17 protein-coding genes are annotated in these 22,462 nt (G+C 55.9%); 8 read left to right on the top strand and 9 right to left on the bottom strand.

Going from position 1 to position 22,462, the window contains the following annotated elements; translation table 11 throughout:
* Nucleotides 1–206: 206 nt before the first annotated feature.
* The 6 genes from Enr10x_RS05165 to Enr10x_RS05140 form a co-directional block, all read right to left on the bottom strand.
* On the bottom strand, nt 207–1,490 hold the full coding sequence (locus tag Enr10x_RS05165; RefSeq protein ID WP_145448337.1) for a metal-dependent hydrolase family protein: 1,284 nt from the start codon (nt 1,488–1,490) through the stop codon (nt 207–209).
* A 54-nt stretch (nt 1,491–1,544) separates the two neighbouring features.
* On the bottom strand, nt 1,545–2,396 hold the full coding sequence (locus tag Enr10x_RS05160) for an alpha/beta fold hydrolase (RefSeq protein ID WP_145448336.1): 852 nt from the start codon (nt 2,394–2,396) through the stop codon (nt 1,545–1,547).
* Between the two features lie 1,189 nt (nt 2,397–3,585).
* Nucleotides 3,586–5,541, bottom strand: coding sequence for a DNA mismatch repair endonuclease MutL (mutL, locus tag Enr10x_RS05155; RefSeq protein WP_145104641.1), 1,956 nt, complete (start codon nt 5,539–5,541; stop codon nt 3,586–3,588).
* A 133-nt stretch (nt 5,542–5,674) separates the two neighbouring features.
* Nucleotides 5,675–6,361: a UbiX family flavin prenyltransferase gene (locus tag Enr10x_RS05150; RefSeq protein ID WP_145104639.1), complete on the bottom strand. Its 687-nt coding sequence runs from the start codon at nt 6,359–6,361 to the stop codon at nt 5,675–5,677.
* Nucleotides 6,362–6,391: 30 nt separating this feature from the next.
* A complete protein-coding gene (gene ubiE / locus Enr10x_RS05145; protein ID WP_145448335.1) occupies nt 6,392–7,108 on the bottom strand; it encodes a bifunctional demethylmenaquinone methyltransferase/2-methoxy-6-polyprenyl-1,4-benzoquinol methylase UbiE in 717 nt (238 codons plus the stop codon).
* 25 nt (nt 7,109–7,133) lie between these two features.
* The gene (locus Enr10x_RS05140; protein WP_145448334.1) at nt 7,134–8,615 is read right to left on the bottom strand and encodes a UbiD family decarboxylase; all 1,482 of its coding nucleotides are present in this window, start codon (nt 8,613–8,615) and stop codon (nt 7,134–7,136) included.
* A gap of 130 nt (nt 8,616–8,745) precedes the next feature.
* Between Enr10x_RS05140 and Enr10x_RS05135 the strand changes: the two genes are divergently transcribed.
* Nucleotides 8,746–9,714 carry a bile acid:sodium symporter family protein gene (locus tag Enr10x_RS05135; protein ID WP_145448333.1) on the top strand — a complete coding sequence of 323 codons (969 nt, stop codon included), beginning with the start codon at nt 8,746–8,748 and terminating at the stop codon, nt 9,712–9,714.
* A 10-nt stretch (nt 9,715–9,724) separates the two neighbouring features.
* Here Enr10x_RS05135 and Enr10x_RS05130 read toward each other — a convergent pair whose 3' ends face one another.
* Nucleotides 9,725–9,991, bottom strand: a complete 267-nt coding sequence (locus Enr10x_RS05130; protein WP_232093236.1) for a transcriptional regulator — start codon at nt 9,989–9,991, stop codon at nt 9,725–9,727.
* A 516-nt stretch (nt 9,992–10,507) separates the two neighbouring features.
* Here Enr10x_RS05130 and Enr10x_RS05125 point away from each other — a divergent pair.
* Complete coding sequence (locus Enr10x_RS05125) at nt 10,508–13,402, top strand: hypothetical protein (protein WP_145448331.1); 2,895 nt, start codon at nt 10,508–10,510, stop codon at nt 13,400–13,402.
* 399 nt (nt 13,403–13,801) lie between these two features.
* Nucleotides 13,802–14,833 (top strand): class II fructose-bisphosphate aldolase, encoded by a 1,032-nt coding sequence (gene fbaA, locus Enr10x_RS05120; protein ID WP_145448330.1) that lies wholly within the window; start codon nt 13,802–13,804, stop codon nt 14,831–14,833.
* A gap of 85 nt (nt 14,834–14,918) precedes the next feature.
* Here the strand turns inward: fbaA and Enr10x_RS05115 are convergent, their stop codons facing one another.
* Nucleotides 14,919–15,803 (bottom strand): hypothetical protein, encoded by an 885-nt coding sequence (locus Enr10x_RS05115; RefSeq protein ID WP_145448329.1) that lies wholly within the window; start codon nt 15,801–15,803, stop codon nt 14,919–14,921.
* 341 nt (nt 15,804–16,144) lie between these two features.
* Here Enr10x_RS05115 and ispF point away from each other — a divergent pair, with 341 nt between their 5' ends.
* The 5 genes from ispF (at nt 16,145) to Enr10x_RS05090 (ending at nt 21,076) form a co-directional block, all read left to right on the top strand.
* Complete coding sequence (gene ispF / locus Enr10x_RS05110) at nt 16,145–16,651, top strand: 2-C-methyl-D-erythritol 2,4-cyclodiphosphate synthase (RefSeq protein ID WP_197997485.1); 507 nt, start codon at nt 16,145–16,147, stop codon at nt 16,649–16,651.
* Nucleotides 16,652–16,694: 43 nt separating this feature from the next.
* Nucleotides 16,695–18,251, top strand: a complete 1,557-nt coding sequence (cysS, locus tag Enr10x_RS05105) for a cysteine--tRNA ligase (protein WP_145104623.1) — start codon at nt 16,695–16,697, stop codon at nt 18,249–18,251.
* A gap of 63 nt (nt 18,252–18,314) precedes the next feature.
* Nucleotides 18,315–18,827, top strand: a complete 513-nt coding sequence (gene ruvC / locus Enr10x_RS05100) for a crossover junction endodeoxyribonuclease RuvC (protein WP_145104621.1) — start codon at nt 18,315–18,317, stop codon at nt 18,825–18,827.
* Nucleotides 18,828–18,862: 35 nt separating this feature from the next.
* The gene (ruvA, locus tag Enr10x_RS05095) at nt 18,863–19,483 is read left to right on the top strand and encodes a Holliday junction branch migration protein RuvA (protein ID WP_145104619.1); all 621 of its coding nucleotides are present in this window, start codon (nt 18,863–18,865) and stop codon (nt 19,481–19,483) included.
* A 252-nt stretch (nt 19,484–19,735) separates the two neighbouring features.
* Nucleotides 19,736–21,076 (top strand): HD-GYP domain-containing protein, encoded by a 1,341-nt coding sequence (locus tag Enr10x_RS05090; RefSeq protein ID WP_145448328.1) that lies wholly within the window; start codon nt 19,736–19,738, stop codon nt 21,074–21,076.
* 15 nt (nt 21,077–21,091) lie between these two features.
* Here Enr10x_RS05090 and Enr10x_RS05085 read toward each other — a convergent pair whose 3' ends face one another.
* Nucleotides 21,092–22,450, bottom strand: coding sequence for a glycerate kinase type-2 family protein (locus Enr10x_RS05085; RefSeq protein WP_145448327.1), 1,359 nt, complete (start codon nt 22,448–22,450; stop codon nt 21,092–21,094).
* Between the last annotated feature and the right edge of the window lie 12 nt (nt 22,451–22,462).

Raw genomic sequence — 22,462 nt, 5'->3', positions numbered from 1 at the left:
ACTGGATTCACTGTTGGCAAGCCAACAGTGCCACCGACCTCCTGTTTTTTGAGGGTTGGCGGATCTGTTACTGAATTGATCGACGGCTCTGACAGTTTCCTGCTCGCAGCGCTCGGCCCGTAAGTTTTTACTTAAGCAGAACCCGAGATACAATTGGATTCACTGTTGGCAAGCCGACAGGTGGCACGCGGCCGATGATTATCATTTCAACTGTTTGCGTGAGCAGGTGCCATGATTCGTCCGGCTTTGGTGATGCCTCCCTGCATGACGGCGATGATCCGCTTGCGATCCTGCAAAATAGAAATGTCCGCGACCACATCCCCGTCCACGACCAGCACATCCGCTAATTTGCCCGTGGCCAGCGTACCGAATTCATCTTCCCGGCCCAGAATTTCTGCGCCGGTTTGCGTGGCGCACTTCAGCACATCGAGTGGTTTCAGACCGACAAACTTGACAAAGAATTCCAGCTCTTTCGCGTAGTCGCCATGCGGGTTCCAGGCGAAACCGTAATCGCCGCCCATTCCGAGCCTTCCGCCTGCTTCCAGAATGCGACGGGCACTTTCGGCACCGCCATCCAGCGTTTCCTGGTGACCGTCAATCACATCCTGTGGCATGCCGTACTCGGGTCCAAACTCAATGCTGGCCTGTTCAAAATACAATGCCGGCACAACAGGCACGTCGCGTTCCAGGAGCAGATCGAGTGTTTCGTCATCCATGAAGGTGCCGTGCTCGATGGCATCGTAGTTGGCCAGCAGGGCATTTTTGATCCCTGCGGTAGCCCGACAGTGGCCGGTGACTTTCAGATTGTGGTTGTGTGCGGTCTGGACCACGGCATGCATTTCGTCGTATGTCATACAGAGCGTGTGATGGTCGTTCGCGTTGGCGTCGGCAGCATCGCCGGTGGGATAGGTCTTGACCCATTCAACACCATCTTTGACCAGCTTGCGCACGGCGGAACGTGCTTCATCCGCCCCATTAATCAGTAGAATCAGGCCTTCCATACCAATTTTGCGGAAGTCGGGATTCCAGTCCATCAAGCCGCCGGCACCACAGATTTCGCGTCCGCTGGCTGCCATTCTGGGACCGGGAATGAGGTCGTTCTCGATCGCTTTTTTCATCCAGACATCGATATTAAACAGGCTGCCCCCGCTGCGGGCCGCCGTGTAACCGCATTCCAGCGCGAGCTTCGCATTACAGGAGGCAAGGATGGTCACGTACTCGACGGGATACTTGATATCGAGATCTTCCAGTTTGGCGACATTGAAATAAGTGGGGTGAAAATGTGCTTCCACCAGGCCCGGCATGATGGTTCCGCCACAGGCATCTATCTGTTCGGTACCTTCAGTCAGTGGTGGCAAATCAGACTGTTTGCCGACAAACGTGATCCGCCCCTCTTCGATCAGCACGGCGCCGTCGGCGATGGGGGGCGCGCCGGTGCCGTCAACCACCTGGCCATTCTTGATTACCGTTTTGTGCGTCGCGATCTTCATCTGTGAGTGCTCCTAAAGAAGATTTGGCTACGTGATCTCGCCAGTTGATTTCCGTCAGGTGGTTGCCAGGAATCCCAGCACCTGGTTGACGACCTGTTGTGTCGCGGCCCAGTGAACCAGGTGCCCTGTCCCGGGGACTTTGATCCGTGTCAGACTGTCAGACCATGTTTCCAACTGAGCCGCATCGTCGTCTGGCAGCATGCCTCCCGCTGTGGCATCGGCCTGGATCAACAGAGCCGGGCAGGAGAGTTGACGAAACACGGACTCCGTGTCATGGCCTTCCAGCCAGCGTCCTTCCACGATGGGTAACAGGACCGCGGGATCAAGTTGCTGCAGACAGCCTGCGGTAAACCGCAGTGAAACTCCGTCGCGCAGGTCGCCCAGTCTGTATTCTGCACCGTTGTCCGGATTGTAAAGGCGGACCTCTGCCAGGTCTCTGGCTATTTCGTGAATCGAGCGCTGGTCGCCTGCAAAGGTTCGCATGGCTTTGAAAAAGCTGTGGAAGGTCGTGGCGGCGATGTTTTCATTCATCGTATTGAAGGGGGGATCTTCCAGGATTACCGCTGTCACCTGTTCCGGAATTTCCGCAGCCACAGCGGCAGCCACGAGCGCGCCTAAGGAGTGGCCATACAGGGCGACCGGCTGGTCGCGATCTTTGACGAAGGCAGTGATATCAGCGGCATAATCCCGAACGAGGTAGCCGCTTTCCGGTCGGGATGACAGGCCATGGCCGCGCATATCGGGGACGATCAGTTGCCGATGCACGCCCAGCGGGCCCATGAGGGGGAGGAAGGATTGCCAGCGGCGTGTCACGCCATGCAGCAGTATGAGCGGAGCCGCCGTCTCCGGACCGATTACATAATTCAGTTTCAGATCGGGTTGAGCCACCCAGGTTTCTGTGAGCACGCGCCTGGTTCCTTAGAAAACGTCGTTGAATCAATGCTGAAATTCTTAAGAGTTGTTCCCGTTCGACGGAATACCATTCATGCTACAGAGAAGTGCATGATGTGCACAGGGAACCGGGTGTGTTTATTCACCTTTCCCGGGCCGAGCCGATGGGTAGGATTTCTGGTTGGTAGTTGGGGGGGGGAGATCAATGCGGTTTCCCTTGAGAGTCTGATTCCAATAGAAAGTCTCGAGGCGGGAGGACACGTGGGGCCTCCCCTACGTTTTTTGAGCGGCAAGGCGCTAGGTAGCGTTTCTTAATTCGGATGTGATATCCCAAAGTCGTTTCAACCGGGGCTAACGCCCTGCGGCTAATTTTGCTTTTCTGCTGTTGAAGTCCTGAAAACAAGAGTCACAGCATACCCTTGGCCACGGTGAATACCGACAGAGCTAACGCTGTCGACTTCATGATCACGCTGAAAACGATTAAATAAACGCTACCTAGCCGCTGGTTTCTCAGGTCGACGATGACTCTAGAACCGGTGGCTAGCGCCATTCCGCTCAGGGTGGGACGGTCTTCCCTGCTCCCCTTGTGAGTTGAAAGTCGATTATGCGTCGCCAGGCGGGAGGACACGTGGGTCCTCCCCTGCTTTTCCGGGATGAATTGTAATGCTGGATCGAAATAAATCTCTGTCGGTTTCCTGCTCGCTACGCTCGGCCCGAATTGCATTCGGGCTGATCCGGTATCCCTTTTGTTGCACTTTGAATCGATCTCTGTTGGGCGGGCGACCACACAGGGTCGCCCCTACTTGTGATTTGCACACATCCTTGTCAATTGGTGATCGAGATTCTGCTGAAGGGCGCGGGGGAGTCAAGAGGAGTTATGCGGGGACCCGTTCCAGAATTGGTTTTATGCGGGACTAAGCGGGAGAGGAGTGACCGAAAGTGGTTCAAACTGGAAAAAAACGACACGGTACAGAGCGAAGGTATGCGGAAAGAACAGGTGAAAAACTGGAAAAATCGGTGGATGTTCCAGTGATTGTCTGGAACCAGCGCGGCAGATTCACTATCGAAAACAGGCGTGCTCTCGCGCGCGACGCATAACCAGGAGTTGTACGATTCGGCGGGGAGTGGATCAAGTTCAATTTATTCAGAACCGGAGACAGATGTGAGTTCGCGATCAACAGGTACGGAGGATAGCGTGAGCCGTTCAGCCCATGCGTCCGAACTGGCGATCGAGTTCGGCGTGGCTGAGCACCAGTGCGGAGGGACGACCGTGGGGACAGTGGTGGGCGTCATCGATCAGGTGCCGCTGTTCGAGCAGGCTCAATATTTCTTCCTGCGTCAGTCGCTGCCCCGCTTTGATGGCGGCTTTACAGGACATCATGGTGATCAGTTCATCCAGCAGGTCTCGGCGGGAGGGTTGCTTCGCGTTGTCCAGGTTGTCGGCGATGTCGCGGATGAGCTGTTCGAGGTTCGCCTTTTTCAGCATCACGGGATAACTGGTGACCAGCAGCGTGTTGCCGCCGAACTCTTCGATGCCAAGCCCGAAGCTGGCGAGCATCTCGGCATGATCGAGGATGAGGGCGGTTTCTTTGGCGCTCATTTCGATGGTCAAGGGGACGAGCAGCTTTTGTGCTTCGACCGACTGGGCGAGGACGCGTTTGCGGAAGTACTCGTACATGATCCGCTCGTGCAGTGCGTGCTGATCGATGATGGTCAGCGCACCTTTGATTTCGACGACGATGTAGCAGTTGAGGACCTGAATCGGTCTGAGGTCCGCGGTAGCGGCTTCGGCGAATTGATCTGCGGGCCGCTCGATATCATCGGGAATAAACGGGGCCGCGGGTTCTGCCGGTGCGGGAGCGGCGTGCTCCCCTGCTCCTGCCTGTTCCCGCTGCTGCTGGAAGTGCGAAAGGGGGATCGCATCGGCTGCGGTAAAGGGGGCCGCCAGATCGGAGGGAGGCGAAATCATGCGGGCCTCGCCGCCCATTTTCTGATCTGGAAGATCGTCCGAGATCTGTTTGAGCTGCTCTTTGGCCCAGGTGGTGAGCTCCAGCTGCGTCTGTTTCTGTTCGGGTGTGGGACCGGTCGACTGAATCGGATCGGGAATGTCCCCCTTCTTCGTCAGCGACATCTGCGACTGGAGGTCCATGCCGAGAAACTGGCTGCGGAGTGTGGAGAGCAGTTGTCGGTAGAGCGACTGGCTGTCGCGGAAGCGGACTTCGGATTTCGTGGGATGCACGTTGACGTCGACCATGGAGGCGGGCATGTCGAGGTAGAGGAACGAGATCGGCTGGCGACCGACCATCAGCAGGCCGCGATAGGCTTCGGTCAGCGCGTGCTGCAGGGTGCGGTCCTGGATCCAGCGCCCGTTAAGGAACAGGTACTGCCCTTTGCGGGTCGATTTGTTTTCGCTGGGATGCGAGACATAGCCCCAGATGCGGACGTCTTCCATTTCCGATTCGACCCAGATCAGGTGGTCGGCCAGTTTCTTGCCGTAAAACAGGCGGAGGCGATCGATGAGGTTCTCGGACGGGGGCAGATCGAAGATGACCTTGTTGTTGTGCCGGAGCACCATGTAGAGCCGGGGATGCGCAAGGGCGGCCCGGGTGAACTGTTCACTGATGTGACCGAATTCGGTCTTGGTGGTTTTGAGGAACTTGCGACGGACCGGTGTGTTGGCGAAGAGCTGCCGGACTTCGATGGAGGTGCCCAGCGGGCAGCCACAGGGTTGCGGTTTTCCGGGAGTGCCGGTGTTGACTTCGAATTCGAGTCCCTGGGTCTGGTCGGCGGTGCGGGTACGGATGCGGAAGCGGCTGACTTCGGAAATCGAGGCGAGGGCTTCGCCCCGGAACCCCATGGTCTGCACGCTGAAGAGATCGTCGGCGCTCGATATTTTGCTGGTAGCGTGGCTGGAGACAGCGAGCAGCAGGTCATCGGGGTGGATGCCTTCGCCGTTATCGACGACGCGGATCAGATCGGCTCCGCCGTTCATAATGTCGACTTCGATGCGGGTCGCCAGGGCGTCGATGCTGTTGTCGAGCAGTTCTTTGACCGCGCTGGCCGGCCGCTCGATGACTTCCCCGGCAGCGATTTTATTAATCACGCTGGTATCGAGTTGGTGAATGCGGGAAAGCGATTGCACGGCGGCGTTCCGTTCCATGAGCTGATCAGTCCGATTGATGTGAAGTTGTGCCTGTTCCAAGCTTGTTTTTACCCGGAACGGGGTGGAATCGCAATGAAGGGGTGGTGCGATAATGAACAGAGTTGAACCAGTTTTCTCTGGAACGCGGGGCTTATTTTCCCCAGCGCTGGTGGATGTCGTGTCTGATTTCGAGGTGATCGCAGATGCGTCCCGAGATGAAATCGACCAGATCGTGGATGGTGACCGGGTTATGATAAAAACCGGGTGCAGCGGGCATGATCGTGGCCCCTGCCTGGGTGAGGCGGACCATGTTTTCCAGCGGGATCAGTCCCAGCGGTGTTTCGCGGGCCACGATGATCAGCTTGCGGCGTTCCTTGAGGTGCACGTCCGCGGCGCGATGAATCAGGTTGCTGCCGGAACCGGCGGCGATGCTGCCCAGCGTGCCCATCGAACAGGGGCAGATCACCATGCCTTCGGTCAGAAAGGATCCACTGGCGATGCCCGCGGAAAAATCCTGGTAATGATGGTAGATCAGATCTCCGTGCTGGAACTCTGCTTCGCCGAGCACGGAACTGAGGGCGAAGCTTTCGCTGCTCGCGGGTTTCAGTTTACTGAGTACGCTGTCGCTGGGCTGATTGTCGGGATCGGGGAGCAGTTGTTTGGGGTCGAAGTTTTCCAGATCGATTTTCAGTCCGAGCTCGTGCTTGAGGACGTGTGCGGCAGCGGCGCTGATCGTGAGGTGCACGGTGCGGCCGGCGGCCATCAGGACTTCGACGAGGCGGACGGCATAGATGGCGCCACTGGCGCCGGTGACTGCGACTACGACATTGTTGGACATGAGCGAGTACCTCGCGGTTGGATCGAAAACTTAAGAAGCGGCCGCGGCTGGTTTGACGCCGGTATACAGGGTGGCGATACCAAAAGTCAGCGGATACCAGCGGGTTCCTTCCAGGCCGCACTCATCCATGAGATCGGCGAGTGCCTTGCCGTAAGGGAACTCCGAGACCGATTCGGGCAGATAGTTATAGGCGGACTGCTGATTGCGGGCCAGCAGCTGTCCCATGCGGGGCAGAATATGTTTGAAATAGAACTGATAGCAGGCGCGGAACAGCGGGTTGGTGGGGATCGAAAATTCGAGGACCGCGACCTGACCGCCGGGCTGACAGACGCGGATCATCTCTTTGAGCCCCTGCCGGGTATCGGCGACGTTGCGGAGCCCGAAGGCGACCGAGACGATCTGAAACTGGTCATCACTGAAGGGGAGCTGCTGCGTGTCGGCTTCGAGGAAGGTGAGCGCGTCGCTTTTGTTTTTGGTGAGTGCGAGCTGCAGCATTTCGTGGGTGAAGTCGGCTCCCACGACGCGGGTTTTGCCCCGGGTTTTCTTGAGGTACGAGAGTGCCAGATCGCCGGTACCGGTACAGACATCGAGGATGGGTGCCTCGCCGGCGGGGGTGACTTTACGAACGGTCCGCCAGCGCCAGTAATAATCGACGCCGCCCGAGAGGAAATGATTCATAAAATCATATCGAGGCGCGATCTCACCAAACATCTGCTGCACACGGGAGCCGGTTTTATCTACATTCATAACGTTTCAATCAATTCTTCTTGTGTCAGGCCAGGCCGAGTTCATCCAGGCGGCTCTGGACCTGTTGTTGAATGTCCGCAGGCATGCTCAGTGAGGCGGGCCAGGGACGGGGGTGCCCTTCCGCTGCGGATTTGCGGGTCGCATCCAATCCGAGCTTATGCCCGATCCCCTGCACCGGCATGCTGTGATCGTAGTCGTCGCCGGGCCCTTCGGAATAAATCAGGTCCCGTCCGGGATTCACATTGGTGCAGACCCGCGACCAGACGAGCTGCTCGTCCTGAACGTCAATCTCGCTGTCGACCACCACGATCATCTTTAATGATAGTAACCGTTCCAGACTCCACAATGCATTCACCACGCGCCGGGCCTGATGCGGATAAGATTTCTGGATACTCACAAACAGGAGGTAGCGCCCCATACCAGCGGGGGGGAAATGCACGTCGACAATTTCGGGAACCAGCAGCTTGAGCAGCGGGAGAAAGAGTCGCGCGGTGACCTGGGCGAACATGTTTTCTTCAGAAGGCGGCGCAGCAGGGATCAGCGCCGGCCAGATCGGATTGGAGCGATGCGTGACCGCGGATAACTGCAGCGGGTAGACTTCGGCTGGTGAACTGTAATAACCGGTCGGGTTGGCAACAGGACCGACTTCAACGGGATCTGAGGTTGTGTCGATGAAGCCTTCCATTACGATTTCCGCCTGGGCGGGGACTTCGAGTTCGACACTACGACCGCGAACGAGTTCGATTGCCTGGTTGCGGAGGAAGCCGCTGAACGCGTAAGGATCGGTGATGGAAGGGAGCGGTGCATGAGCAGCATAGAGACAGGTCGGATCGCCGCCCAGGACTACCGCCACGGGCATCTGCTGCTGGTTGGCCTGGTATTTCTGCAGGAGCTGATAGCCGGCGTCGTGCTGGCTCCAGCGGATGGCGAGCTGCTGATCGGAGATGACCTGAATGGGTCGCGCGTTGACAAAGCGGGTCTTGAGATCGGGGTCCTGCGTGACGATCTGACCGGCGGTGATTGTGGGGTGTGCTTCGTCGGGCCAGTTCTTGAGCAGGGGGAATTCACTCAGATTGACATCGCGGCCCAGTTTGACAACCTGTTGGCAGGAGGCGGTTTTGACGCTGCGGGGCTTGATATTGAGCAGTTGCGAGAACTGGGGAATGATTTTGAGCGAATCGAGCCAGCCTTCGGGCAGATCCGGAGCGACGAGACCGGCGATGCGGTCGGCGACGGCAGCGAGACTGTCACTGCGGAGAATCTGGAGCATGCGGGGCAGGCTGCCATACAGATTGGTGAGCACGGGAACCTTGTGACCGGTGATGTGATCGAACAGGAGTGCCGGCGCGTGGTCTGTCTGCTGCAATTTGAGGACCTGTTCGGTGATCGCGGCGATTTCGAGTTCCGTCTCGACGGGAGCAGAGACGCGGACGAGTTGCCCGTGTTCTTCGAAGTCGGCGACAAAATCAGCCAGCTGGTCCGCATTCATCATTCTGGTGCTGTTCATAGTAATTCAGGGAGGCTTTGTTTACAGTCAGGAATCATAACCGATCGAGGACTGTCAACAAATGATGGTGACTGTGAACCTTATAGAATAATCCGATCCTGAAACAAGCGTCTGTCTGGAAATGTGAACCATGTTACAACGATTTCTGCTTCTCTGGCTGATTCTCCTCTCGGGTGTGGCGGTCTTCTGGGATGATTTCGTCCCCTTTGATTTTCATCCGTTTCACGCTTCTCAGCCTTACCTGGGGTACTTAATCACAGCGACGATGTTCATCATCGGAGCGTTGCTGCCGCGCGACGAAATCCAGGAAGTCTTTCAGCGCTGGCCTACCGTGTTGAGTGGCACATTTGTGCAATACACGCTGATGCCGGGCCTGGCTTATCTGATCTGCCTGTTTTTCAGGGACCAGCCGGAACTGCAGATCGGAATTGTTCTGGTGGGTTGTGTGCCGGGCGCGATGGCTTCCAACGTGCTGACGCTGTTAGCTCGGGGGAATGTGAGTTATTCGGTCTGTCTGACGACTTCGGCGACACTGCTCTCGCCGCTGGTGGTGCCTCTGTTTCTGTACCTGGCGGTCTCTGGAACGGAGATTGACGCTAAGAAACTGGCCCAGGACAGTTTTCTGCAGCTGCTGACCCAAGTGTTTCTGCCGGTGTTGATCGGTCACGTTTTGTCGTTGAAGGTCGCTGCATTTCGACGGGTGATGCAACGGTATGGAGCCACGTTTGCCAATCTGTCGATCCTGTGGATCATCGCCACGATTATCAGTGTGAACGCGACAAAACTGCAGCAGGTCTTTTTCTCGCTGACGATCGCACTGCTGGTGATCAATCTGCTGGGGTACCTGGGAGGTTATCTGGCAGGAGCGGCTTTTGAGCTGGATGAAGCAAAGCGGCGGGCATTGACACTGGAGGTCGGGATGCAGAACGCAGGTCTGGGAGCGGTGCTGGCGGGGGATCTGTTTCAGGGCAGGGATTTGATCGCATTGCCCCCTGCCCTGTACATGTTTGGGTGCATGTTGACAGGAACGATCCTGGCACAGATCTGGTCGAGAAGAAAGCCGTCCGCGGTCCATCAGGGTCAAGAGTCAGAGGGGTGAAGCGTGTCGCTTAGGTTTCTTCCAGCCGGGCTTTGAGTTCGTCACGTTCTTTTTTCGTGATATCAAGATCGAACATGAGATACTTCACATCCAGGCGGAGTTGGGCAAGGGCTTCCTGAATCAGTCCGAGAATGCGTCGGCGGCGTTTGACGGATTCAACCACGCGGGAATAGGAGACTTCCAACTGTAACTGGTGCTCGCGAGGCAGCTCGGCAATTTTTTTACCAAGATCGATGACTTCGCGTGGGAGGCTTGCACTGTCGGAGTCGTCTGTCATTCGTGTATTCATCAGTTTGTATTTCTAAGTTGAAGCCAGTGATTGCAGGCCAGTCCATAATTCACATGGAAAACTCAGTTATCAATAGAACAGATTTCATGCCGAATATGAATCTTTAATTAACAATTTACATTAACCTGTTACTTTCCAGCGACTTAGAGATTCCACTCTTCAATACGTCTGTTCACTCAGTTTCGCAAAAAAGAGCGGCTTCGTCTTGGCTCAGTTTGAAAAATCTTCTAAAATCCCCGAGGTTTATTGCTATTTTCAGGCAATTTGCCGACTGGTTGCATTTTAACAACGCTGCTGTTGTTGAACTGCAACAAAAATCGGACAGGGTTCAACAATTCGTTAAGAATGCTGAACGGTGATCTGTCTGGAAAAGCTGGGAAAAGTATGACTCCCGCTTCGTTTACGATTCGAATGATTTCTGCCCCGGCGACCGATGTAAATCGGACGAGCCGGTTCAGTTTCAAGATATTTTTTATCCCAGGATGGGGCTGAGAACAGGCTTTGATGCCAGGAAAAATCTGTGAACTGATTCCAAGAACGTGGGTGCTGCTGCTCGTTCTCCCGCTGGTCTTATCAGCACCGCTGAGGTTGCGCGCGGAGACTTATGAGGCTGGTTTCGACGATACCTCCCGCGTCAGCTGGCAGGTTCGTATCGATCCGTCTCAGGCCCAGAAAAACTGGCATGTTCGTAACACGACCGTGCATCACTCCGGAGCGGCCTGCGAACACCTGCAAGTTTCGACCGGCAATCTGGGATCGCTGATCGAACTGTCACACGGGTTACCGGCCAGTCGGATTATCAATGAGCTGACGGTGTCCCTCTGGCTGAAATCGAATCGGCGGGGCACACGCATCGGGCTGGAAGCGGTACTGCCGCACCAGATTGATCCGGAGACCGGTGCCACGGCCCGGATCTACCTGATCGGAGACACTTATACCGATGAGGGTCAATGGCAGAAGCTGAAGTGCACGACCAGCGAATCACTGGTGAATCAGTCGCTGGGTCTGTTGCGGGGACGGAGCAAGCTGCGTCAGTTGGATACACGGGAAATGTATGTCGAACGGGTACTGGTCGTGACCCGTTCTTCTTCGGACAAGGTCGAGTTCCTGCTGGACGACCTGAAGCTCTCGCCGATTGTGCATCCCAACCAGACGGTACTGGAGACCGCTGCTGCGATGAATAAGGACGAGGTCAAGCCGATCGTCGAGTTCCTGCTGGACCGGGTCCAGTTGCAGGGCAAACCGATGTTTCCGCGCATGTCCCGCTATCATGGCGAAAACCTGGCTGAGCTGAAACAGGAGGGTTTGAATGTCATCTGGGCACCCCGGTTTGACGATTATCAATTTCTGGAACAATTGCGGAGCCAGGGTCTGTGGGCGATGGCGACTCCGCCGCGTCCCCAGGATCAGCATGGTGACTTTCTGCCTTCGCGGGATGCGACGCTGATCCCCTTTGATGAGCAGACCGCACCGATCATCTTCTGGAATCTGGGAACGCAAATCCCCGGCAATCAGTGGACTGAAATTCGCAGCCGGGTGGGACAGATCCAGAGTGCCGACCAGCAGTTTAAGCGGCCGATCATGGCCGACGTGCAGGGGAAAGAACGACAGATCTCGCGTGAAGTATCGATGACCGGCTCCAGCCCGCGCATTTTGAACAGCGATATCAACTTTCTGGATTACCGGGATACGTTGATCGGGAAAACGCAGATTGCCCCGGGTCGATTTCTCTGGACCTGGATTCAGACAGAAGCGACGCCGGCGAACAGCCAGTGGCGGGAGACCGCGAATAAGCTGCCGATTGTGATCGAGCCCGAACAGATTCGCCTGCAGGCTTATGCGGCCCTGTCCGCAGGCTGCCGCGCGGCCGGCTACTGGACGACCAGCCGCCTGGATGAGACTTCTGCTCCGGGGGCACTGGAACGGAAAATGGCGATCCGACAGTTGAATCTGGAAATTGATCTGATTGAACCGTGGCTGGCGACGGGGACGGTCATCTCCCATGTACCTTTCCAACTGAGACAGCGCGAAACGCCACACATCGGGCAGCTGGGAGCTGACTTTAAGAATTCCGGTCAGGAGCGTCTGTTGCGCGATGAGCGTCTGGCAGAACGGGAAATGCAGCTGCTCCGGGAAAAACAGGCGGCAGAAGAACTGCAGGCCGCGGTGATTCACTCCGAATACGGCACCCTGATTCTGCCGGTCTGGTTCCGACAGGGGGCCCAGTTTGTCCCTGACCAGATGGCGGGGAATGATGCGACGATCGTGATTCCCGGCGGGAATGTCTCTGCCTCAGTCTGGGAAGTGAGCACAACGGAAATCCGTAACCTGGACCGGAAGCGGGTCAGTGGGGGCGTGCAGATCCGCATTCCCAAATTTGATATGACTTCCATCATCATCATGACTTCAGATCAGGGGCTGATCGATAATCTGCGTCGGAAGATCGCGGGTATGCGTGCCCAGTCTGCGGAAGCCTGCGTGCAGATGAGCCGTGCCAAACTTAAACGCTGCGAACAGACCAATGCTGAGCTGGTGAATATGGGCGTCAGCCAGATTGCCCGCCTGGATGGACCGGCCATCCTGGGTCGGGCCCGGAAACTGTCGGCGCAGTCGGAACAGTCACTGTCCAACCAGGACTATCATGGCGCCCGGACACAGGCCCGCGACGCGATGCAGCTACTGCGGATCCTGCAGCGGAGCCAGTGGCGGGAAGCGACCCGCAATTTCACTTCCGCGGTCACCAGCCCTTATACGATTGCCTACAGTACCCTGCCTGACCACTGGAAAATGATCGAACAGATCGGTCGCAGTTCCGGGAAGATCCAATCCAACCTGCTGCGTTCGGGCGAGTTCGAAGATATCGACACGATGACCGCCGAAGGGTGGCAGCACGAACCCAACCCGATCGAAGGGACCCAGGCCATCGCGGAACTGTATCCCCGAGACCGGAAATCGGGCTATTTCAGTCTGCGCCTGCTGGCAGCTCCGCTCAACCGGGGAGAAGTGCCGGCGTATATTGAGGACCCGCTGGTGAAAGTCACCACGCCTCCGCTGGAAGTGCGCAGCGGACAGATCCTGCACATCACCGGTTGGGTGAAGGTGACTTCGTCGATTACCGGTCATACAAAAGGAGCCGCGCTGGAAGACAGCATTATGGGGCCGGGAGGCGCCTTACACTGGAAAAACCAGGGCAGCTGGCAGAAAATCGACGTGATCCGGGAAGTCCCCCGCAGCGAAAAATTCACCCTGTCGCTGTATCTGTATGGTCTGGGGGCAATCCTGTTCGACGATTTACGCGTGATTGCCTATACGCCCGAACCCAAGCTGTATCAGCAGACGGGCGGGCTCGAAGCCGACCCGACAATTGGCGTGGAACCGGCGACCTCGGGACGGAATTAGTGAAGAAAGTTCCAAAACTAAGTCCTTTGACTGTCTCACCATAGGCAGACTGTTCGGTTTGTGCTGCCGGCATCCGCAGACAATCGTATTTGTGGCAGCGCTGCACACTTGAAGGCGCGGGCAGAACTTGATAATAAACAGTATAGAAACAGAGTGAAAAGCTGTCTCAACGTTTGAATGCTCTGGGTAACACGTTCTGAATGGCCGGAAGCCTGATACCATTCTCTGCTAAACTCTCTCCGGCGCTCTGCTGCTCGTCCGCGGTGATGAAAACAACCTGTCGTCTGATCCGGGAGAGCGTTGCAGACAGATCAGGGTCATGCTGTGGGAAGCCACTGATTGACTGACTGCATTCAGAATCATCATATTTTCAACTTTTTAATTGAACAGGAAAAAACAATGCCGATTGCCACCCCAGCTCAATACGCAGCGATGCTGGATGCCGCTCAAGAGGGTAGCTATGCCTATCCCGCGATGAATGTGACCTCGCTGCCCACCATCAACGGAGCCCTCAAAGCATTTGCTGATAAAAAATCAGACGGAATTATTCAGGTCTCCACCGGTGGCGGTCAGTTCGCTTCCGGTCTGGATCAGAAGGACGCGGTTCTGGGTGCAATCATTCTGGCCGAAGCCACCCATCGCCTGGCAGAAAAATACGATGTGCTGATTGCGCTGCACACCGACCACTGTCAGCCCGGCAAAGTCGATTCCTTCCTGAAGCCGCTGATTGCAGAAACCGCACGTCGCCGGGAAGCAGGCCTGCCGAACCTGTTCCAGTCTCACATGCTGGACGCTTCGGAACTGCCTTTGAAAGAAAACCTGGAACTGTCGGTCGAACTGCTGAAGCTGTGTGCCGCGAATGAAATCATTCTGGAAGTGGAAGCGGGTGTTGTCGGTGGTGAAGAAGACGGCGTGGATCACTCTGATCAGCCGGCCGACAAACTCTATACGACTCCCGAAGACATGGTTGCTGTATACGAAGCCCTCAACGGTCTGGGACGTTACATGTTTGCCGCGACCTTTGGAAACGTGCACGGCAGCTACAAACCGGGTGCCGTCAAACTGCGTCCGGAAATTCTGAAAGCCGGCCAGGAAGCGGTCATGGCGAAATACGGTAAAGAAGCCGAATTCGACCTGGTCTTCCACGGCGGTTCAGGAACTCCTGAAGAACAGCTGCGGGAAACACTGGATTACGGTGTGGTAAAGATGAATATCGACACCGACACCCAGTATGCCTTCACCCGTCCTGTCGTAGATCACATCATGAAAAACTACGATGGCGTGCTGAAGATCGATGGTGAAGTCGGAAACAAGAAGACCTACGATCCACGGAGCTACCTCAAATCTGCCGAGATGGGCGTTGTCCAGCGTATGGGCGAAGCCTGCGACGATCTGTACTCCACCGGCAAAACGATCTTCGGCAAGGTTTAATCCCGCTGATAGATCGATCGGATGCTGAAATCAGGTGAGCTGTCTCCACACGGGGCAGCTCACTTTTTTTTTGCGCTGAGAGCGATTACTTCGAGCGGGTCACATCCATCTTGGACATGTTGGCCAGGCGGACCACGAGGATCTTCTGGATGTCCGCTTTCGGTCCTTCGCCGCGGAAGAAGAGTTTACCGGCTGAGTGCGGCGACACTTCGTCGGTCGCCGTGATGATGGCCATTTCGCCGACGTTCAGAGTGACTTCAAATTTCTGATTGTAGAGCGGGCTGGTGTTCTGGCGATTTTCGAGCTGCCAGCCGATGTTGGTGGCAGTGCGTCTGAGCTGCTGTGCCCCATAGTGCACTTCGGGAGTAAATTCGAGGCGGGCCCAGCCATCCTGTACCTTGTGCGCTTTGACACGGAAGACGCAGCGGGCCTGTTCGAAGTCTTTTACCGAAACGGGCTCGTCATCGTCATCAGTGATCAGTTTCAGACTGCATTTTTCAAACAGAGAACTGGTCTGAATATCGGTCGGAACGCCGGAGCGTAACATCAGCCGCCTGCCGGAGAGCAATAGCGATTCGTCTTCTTTGTTGATCCCGCCCAGATGGGATTTTAAACCCAGCAGGGTCTGCAGTGCCATGGGGGGCACCGAACTCACATGGCCGACCCGCAGGCCGTTCTGGTTCAGACTTTCCTGATCGGCCAGTTCGATGGCTCCGATTTCATCCACTTCGTTCCAGAGGGCTGACCCGAGCAAGGGGTCGGTTACGGGCCGTTCGATGAACACGATTTCGACCTGCATCGCGTCCTGAGATACGGGTATGGATGGTAGCTTGTTGGCTGTCTTCGTTTCCGTATACTTACCCAGTCCCAGAACGGCTCCCTCGCGCATCAGGGCGCAGCCGGTGACCACAACAGCCAGCCAGGCCAGCGTCACAAACAGGAAACAGAATTTGAGGGATACGAGCTTCATGGAAAGGGTCAGAGATCTGGTTTGAGCGAAGAACGCTGGAAATGCAGTTGTCCGAAGGACGGGAAGGGATGGGGAGTCTAACCCTAATCAGGATTTATGTCAATTTGAAATTGCAGCGTGCCGCGGTCAGTCGCCTGGCGGCCGGAAAATGTGGTATTCCAGCCGGGAATCCTGGGGGAATTCTGGGGGAATTCTTTCACAGCACCGGCTCATATTGCCTTGTTTGACAGCTCCAGCTATGATCTGCGTGCTTTCACTCCCCCGAATGAAACAGATATTCAACAGAACAGTTTACTTTGAGAAACCGGTTCGATTTTGAATCAGAACTGCGAACAAAACCCATGACCACTCAATCTTTTAAGGAACAGACCCCCGACCTGCGTGTCGGCTATGGTCAGGACTGTCACCGGCTGCAGGCCGAATACCCGCTGATTCTGGGTGGGGTGCGGATTGATTTTGAACTGGGTCTGGTCGGACACAGCGATGCGGACGTGCTGCTGCATGCAATTACCGATGCCCTGCTGGGAGCCGCGGGACTGGGTGACATCGGCGAGATGTTTCCCAACACCGACCCGCAATGGAAAGGTGCCGATTCGCGGAAACTGCTGCAGACTGCCTTTGCAGAAGTTCAGCAGGCGGGCTGGCAAATCTTAAACCTGGATTGCACAATTTCGGCAGAACGTCCTAAACTAGCCAGCTACAAACCACAGATACGCAAGTCGGTTGCAGAGACCCTGCAGCTCGACGAACAACAGGTCAACATTAAAGCCAAAACGGGAGAACGGGTCGGGCCGGTCGGTCGACAGGAAGCGATGACCGCCGATGCTGTCGTTCTGCTGCGACGTTAAAACTCAAATTTGAGAACAGGAAGAAATTCAGGTATCCAGGAACATGACGCTAAGAATTTACAACACACTGAGTCGCAAAAAAGAAGATTTCCAGACGATCAAACCAGGGAAGGTCGGCATTTATCTCTGCGGCCCCACGGTTTACAAACATTCGCATATTGGCCACATGGTCGGCCCGGTGATCATTGACACCATTGCCCGCTATCTGAAATACAACGGCTACGAAGTCAAGTTTGTCAATAACATCACCGACATTGACGACAAGCTGATCAACCGGGCAGCCGAGATGAACACCACCGTCGAGAAGCTGGCAGCCGAGATGACCCAGGATTACTTCGACAACCTGGAGATCATGGGCATCGACACGATTACCGATTTTCCCAAAGCGACCGACTATATCGATGCCATGCTGGAAATCATCCAGTCGCTGATCGATCAGGGTCACGCCTATCCGCTGGACGGCGACGTTTATTTCTCGGCTGAGTCAGACAGCAACTACGGTTGCCTGAGCGGTCGTAAGATCGAAGAAATGATTGCCGGCACCCGCGTGGAAGCCAATGACAAGAAAAAGAATCCCGCCGACTTTGCCCTGTGGAAGAAATCACGACCGGGAGAACCGGCGTGGGACAGTCCCTGGGGTCCGGGGCGTCCCGGGTGGCACATTGAATGTTCGGCGATGAGTCGCAAACTGCTGGGCGATTCCTTTGATATCCATGGTGGTGGTCTGGATCTGATGTTCCCCCATCACGAAAACGAACGGGCGCAGTCCGAATGCTGCACGGGAAAATCTTACGTCCGCTACTGGGTGCACAATGGTCTGATGCAGGCCAGTGACGCAGCCGGTAAGGTGGGCGGACAGCATGACCGTCATGGTGATGTGGTCGTGGATCAACAGGCCCAGGAAGCAGACAAGCTGTCCGGTTCCAAGGGAGCCGCTTCCGTGAAGGAACTGTTCGCGATCCATCCGCCGGAAATCGTGCGGCTGTTTCTGCTGTCGACGCATTACCGCAGCCCGATTGCTTTCAGCGATGAGAATATCCGGGAGACTGGCAAAGGCATCGAAGGCTTTTACCGCTTCTTTGAAACATTTGAACGGATCACCGGCGACAGTTTTTACGATCTGCCGGCTGCCCAGAAACGGGAAGAGTCTGTCGCACTGGAAGGAGAACCTGCTGAATACTTCCAGCAACTGGCCGAGCTCCGTCAGCGTTTCTGGGAAGCGATGGATGACGATTTCAACACCAGTGGTGCCATCGGCGTTTTGTTCGAACTGCGTTCCGCGTTGAATGCCCTGATTCACGATCAAAAGCTGGACGGGGCCGGGAAAGAAAATCAGCAGATGGTAGAAGCCCTGAAGACAGGTGCCTGCCTGCTGAAGGAACTCTCGAACCTGCTGGGTGTGTTCCGCAAAGCTCCCGTTAAAGACCAGGGTGCCGACGATGGCCTGGTCAACCAGTTGATGGAACTGATCATCGAGATCCGCAAGGATGCCCGCGCCAGTAAGAACTGGGACATCGCCGATAAAATCCGCGATGGACTGGCCGCGTGCGAGATCACCGTGGAGGACCGCCCCGAAGGCAGTTTGTGGCGGCGGGGTTAAGTCCCGGATTTCGGAACGCTCCGCAGGGAGTCGATTGAACCACACACAAAGGCAAACTCGACAATGGATGATGAAGAGTTGACACCTGCCACACGGTACCTGGGTATCGACCCGGGCCTGCAGCGTACGGGTTACGCCCTGCTGGAGCAGTCGGCCAAAGGTCCGGTGCTGTGTGAAGGGGGCATCATTCGTTCAAACCAGGAGATGAACCTGGCGGCGCGGGTACATGAGATTGCATCGGGCATCCGGGAAGTGATCGATGAATATCGCCCCGATGTGATGGTGATCGAACAGGTCTTTACGACTCCGAAGTTTCCCAAGAGTTCGATCATCATGGCACATGCCCGGGGGGCGATTCTGTTTGCCGCCCACGATGCCGGCGTGCCTGTGGCGCATTATACTCCCACACAGATCAAACGACTGATCACAGGCAATGGTCGCGCTTCGAAGGAACAGATGCAGCACGCCATCAAAACCGAGTTGGGTCTGAAGACGATCCTGGAGCCGAACGATGTCGCCGATGCCTTTGCTGCGGCCCTGTGCCACTACCACACGATTCGTGTGGCCTGCCTCTGATTTGACATTTCTTTTTTCCTGAGAACAGCATTCTTATGATTACCAACATCCGCGGCCAACTGATTGAACTGAGCCTGACCGAAGCCATCATCTCGGTGGGGGCGTTCGACTACGAAGTATTTATTCCCGAGTTTGTCCGCCGCCAGTTGCAACCACTGATCGGGCAGGAAGTCAGCCTCAAAACCATTGAGTACATTGAAGGCAATCCGCAGAAGGGACGCCTGACACCGCGGATGATCGGTTTCATGAGTCATGCGGAACGGGAATTCTTTGAGCTGGTTTGCTCAGTGGATGGCGTGGGTGTCAAAAAAACATTGCGGGCGATGGTACGCCCCGTGAAAGAGGTGGCAACGGCGATCGAAGAAAAAGATATCAAGCAGCTGACCACACTGCCCGGCATCGGACCGGCTGTGGCAGAGCGGATCGTCGCCAAGCTCCGCCGCAAAATGGCCAAGTTCGCCCTGATTGTCGCGAAAGAATTTCCCGCCGACGAAGCCCAGACAGATGTCTTTGGTGAGGCCTATGAAGCGCTGCTCAGCCTGGGTTATTCTGCCAATGAAGCCCGTTCCAAGGTGGAAACGATGGCAGAGGAAGGCCAGAAGTTCAAGAGCATCGAAGAGTTCCTGACGGCCCTTTACCAGCAGGAACGGAACTGAAAACCGGCGGTTAGTGTAGATTTACTATCGCTGAAAAAACGCTACGACCGCTACAGTCGTCAGGTCTTACTGCTGAACTGCTTCTATCTGGCACAGGATGCCCGCTTCCCGTTTGTCCTCCGAGTCCCCTGACCTAGGTTTGGGGGAGCTATCGACCTACTTGGGGCGGATTGCGCAGTCTGCGAATCCGCATTATCAAACTGTGATCGCGGATCCCATGATCTGACAGCACCAGAACAGCGTTTCAATCCTATGGTTTCAAAAGCAGCTGACAAAAAAACCAGTCCCTACATCGCGCTGGATATCGACCGTCTGCGGATCGGAGTGACTCTCCAGGCTCCGATTTATGATGCCGAGGCGGAAAAGAACATCCTGCTGCTGGCGCGCGGCAAAAAGATTACCAAGGCTTACATTGAGAGTCTGAAAAAACGTGGCATCCACAGTGTGCGGGTCCATGAGCGGGATCTTTCCAACCTGATGCTCGCTCCCGGTGAGAGCCAGCAGGGCGAACCGGGATCGGCACGGAAACTCAATCGTCGCCTGAATCAGTTACGTGCGACGACTTCCCGAAGAAAACAGAGTGAGCCGGAAACCCGGAGTTCGGGATCTCCCTGGCAAATCCAGACCAGCTCTTTTCTGCATCAGGTCAGCCCGGTACAGACCAGTGATTACTCACCCGCATTGCAGTCGAAATATCACAAGCAGTTCGAGGTGATGACGAAAGCCACCAGTGAAATCTATCGCCAGTTGCTGATCACAACCACGATCAGCATGTCACAGATCGACAACATGACCAGTGTGTCACTCGCGCAGCTGTCTGATGACCTGGACCTGTTTGTGCTGGAGGGCACCGCCCCCGTCGAACAGGGGAATCTCTGCAGACACAGTTTGCAGATGTCGAGTCTGGCCATGGCAATGGGAACACAGTTGGGGTTGAATCGCGATGCTTTGGCGCTGCTCTCCCTCGGCTGCCTGCTGCATGACGTCGGTATGACTAAAATCAACTTTCAATCTGCAGTGAGTCACGAACCGGTCAGTCCGATCGAACGCCTGGAGTTACAAAAGCATCCGATTCTGACGTATGACCTGTTAAATCAGATGCATGAAATTCCGATGATTTCCCGTATGGTGGCATACCAGATTCACGAACGCTGTGACGGCTCGGGTTACCCACGCGGGCAACAGGGAAATCAGATTCATCCACTGGCAAAAATCGCTGCCGTCGCAGACGAATATATCAATCTGGTCTCTGATCACGGTCAGACCAGTGGACTCCTGCCTTACCAGGCAGCCGAAAAGCTGATTTTTGACGCCGCCCACGGAAAACATGACGTGCAGGCGGTCCGCGCTTTACTGCAGTCGATTTCTCTCTATCCCGTGGGCTCACTGGTGGAACTGAATAACGGACAACAGGCCCAGGTGATCCGCACCAACCGACAGTACTATGATACGCCGATTGTGAAGCTGCTGGATCAGGAATACGAAGAAGAGGTGGTCAATCTGCTGGTCCACGATCAGTTGAGAGTGGTCCGTGCCCTGTCGCAAGCGGAACTTCAGTCTGCCTTCACACAGGCTCAGGAAATCGGTGTCTAAGAGCAGCCCGTGCGTTCATTCGATGAGTGCCACGCGCAAGTCCATGACATTGGTCTGAGTGGCTCCCGTCTTCAGCAACCCCCGGATCTGAGACAGACAGGGATAGGCATTGTGTGCCTGCAGGAAATCATCGACATTGAGCTGCAGTTCCTGTGCCTGCTGTAAAATTCCGGCATTGATGATTCCACCTGCCGCATCGGTCGGGCCGTCTTCGCCATCGGTCCCTCCCGAGAGCAGACAGATGCCCGTCATGTCTTCCTCCCACAGCCGCTCGAGCGCGGCCAGTACCAGTTCCTGATTCCGGCCCCCTTTTCCGGGACGAGACGTAGAAGACAGATCGACGACTGGCTCGCCTCCACTCAGAATACAGGCTGGCCTGTGAACCGGTCCCTGCCCGTCACGAATTTTCAGACAGAGTTCTGCCAGTTCCTTTCCGACAGCTGCAGCGATCCCCTCATTGGCCGAACCCATGGAGTAAACTTCAAAACCAAGCTCCAGGGCAGTTTTCTCTGATGCAGCCAGCGCAGTCGCATTACTGCCGATAATCTCGTTAATCACGTTCGCTTGAGATTCCGCAGTTGATGACTCAGGTTGCTCCTCGTGAGCGCGCAGCACCTTCCAGACAGATTCCGGTATCTGATGGAGATCAGGGGCAAACTGTTCCAGAATCCGGATCGCCTCTTCCGGAGTCGAGGAGTCTCTGACGGTCGGACCAGAGGCAATGATGTCCAGTGGATCTCCTACAACATCAGAGATGATCAGTGCAATCACTGTCCCACAGGTGGCAGCCTGAGCGAGACGGCCCCCTTTGACCTGGGAAATCTGTTTACGAACGCAGTTGAGTTCCTGAATCGTGGCTCCGGACGACATCAGCAGACGCGTCACTGCCTGTTTGTCTTCGAGGGTTACCGGCGGGAGCGGCGCAGGGAGAAGAGCACTGCCGCCACCTGAGATCAGTACCAGACAGAGATCATCCTGCTGGAGTTCCGAAATCATCTTCAGGATCTGGCGGGAACCATACACGCCTTCGGGAGTTGGTTCATTCAGACTGGCGGGCCGTGCAGGATAGAGGTTGATTTTCGACAACGGTCTGACGCAGTCAGCGGGAACGTTCACCCAGCCTCGATAGCGTTCTGCAAGAGGAGAACCGGCCAGGGCCGCCTCCACACCAGCAGCCATCCCGGAACCTGCTTTACCGGCACCGACGACGACCAGATTCTCGTGTCCTTTGAGGGGGAAGGTGTGCCCACACACCGTAAGTTCCTGTTCTGACACGTGAATCGCATTGCGGACCAGGGACTGGGAATCGACGGCCCGGACACCGCTCTTCCAGATCTGCAAAGCACGTTCAGAAAGTGAGGGCATCTCAGCCATCGTTACCTCATC

The organism is Gimesia panareensis (genome assembly GCF_007748155.1).
In the GTDB taxonomy this organism is placed as follows: domain Bacteria; phylum Planctomycetota; class Planctomycetia; order Planctomycetales; family Planctomycetaceae; genus Gimesia; species Gimesia panareensis.
Note: the sequence above shows the minus strand (reverse complement) of the source record. Positions and strands in the feature narration are given on the sequence as shown.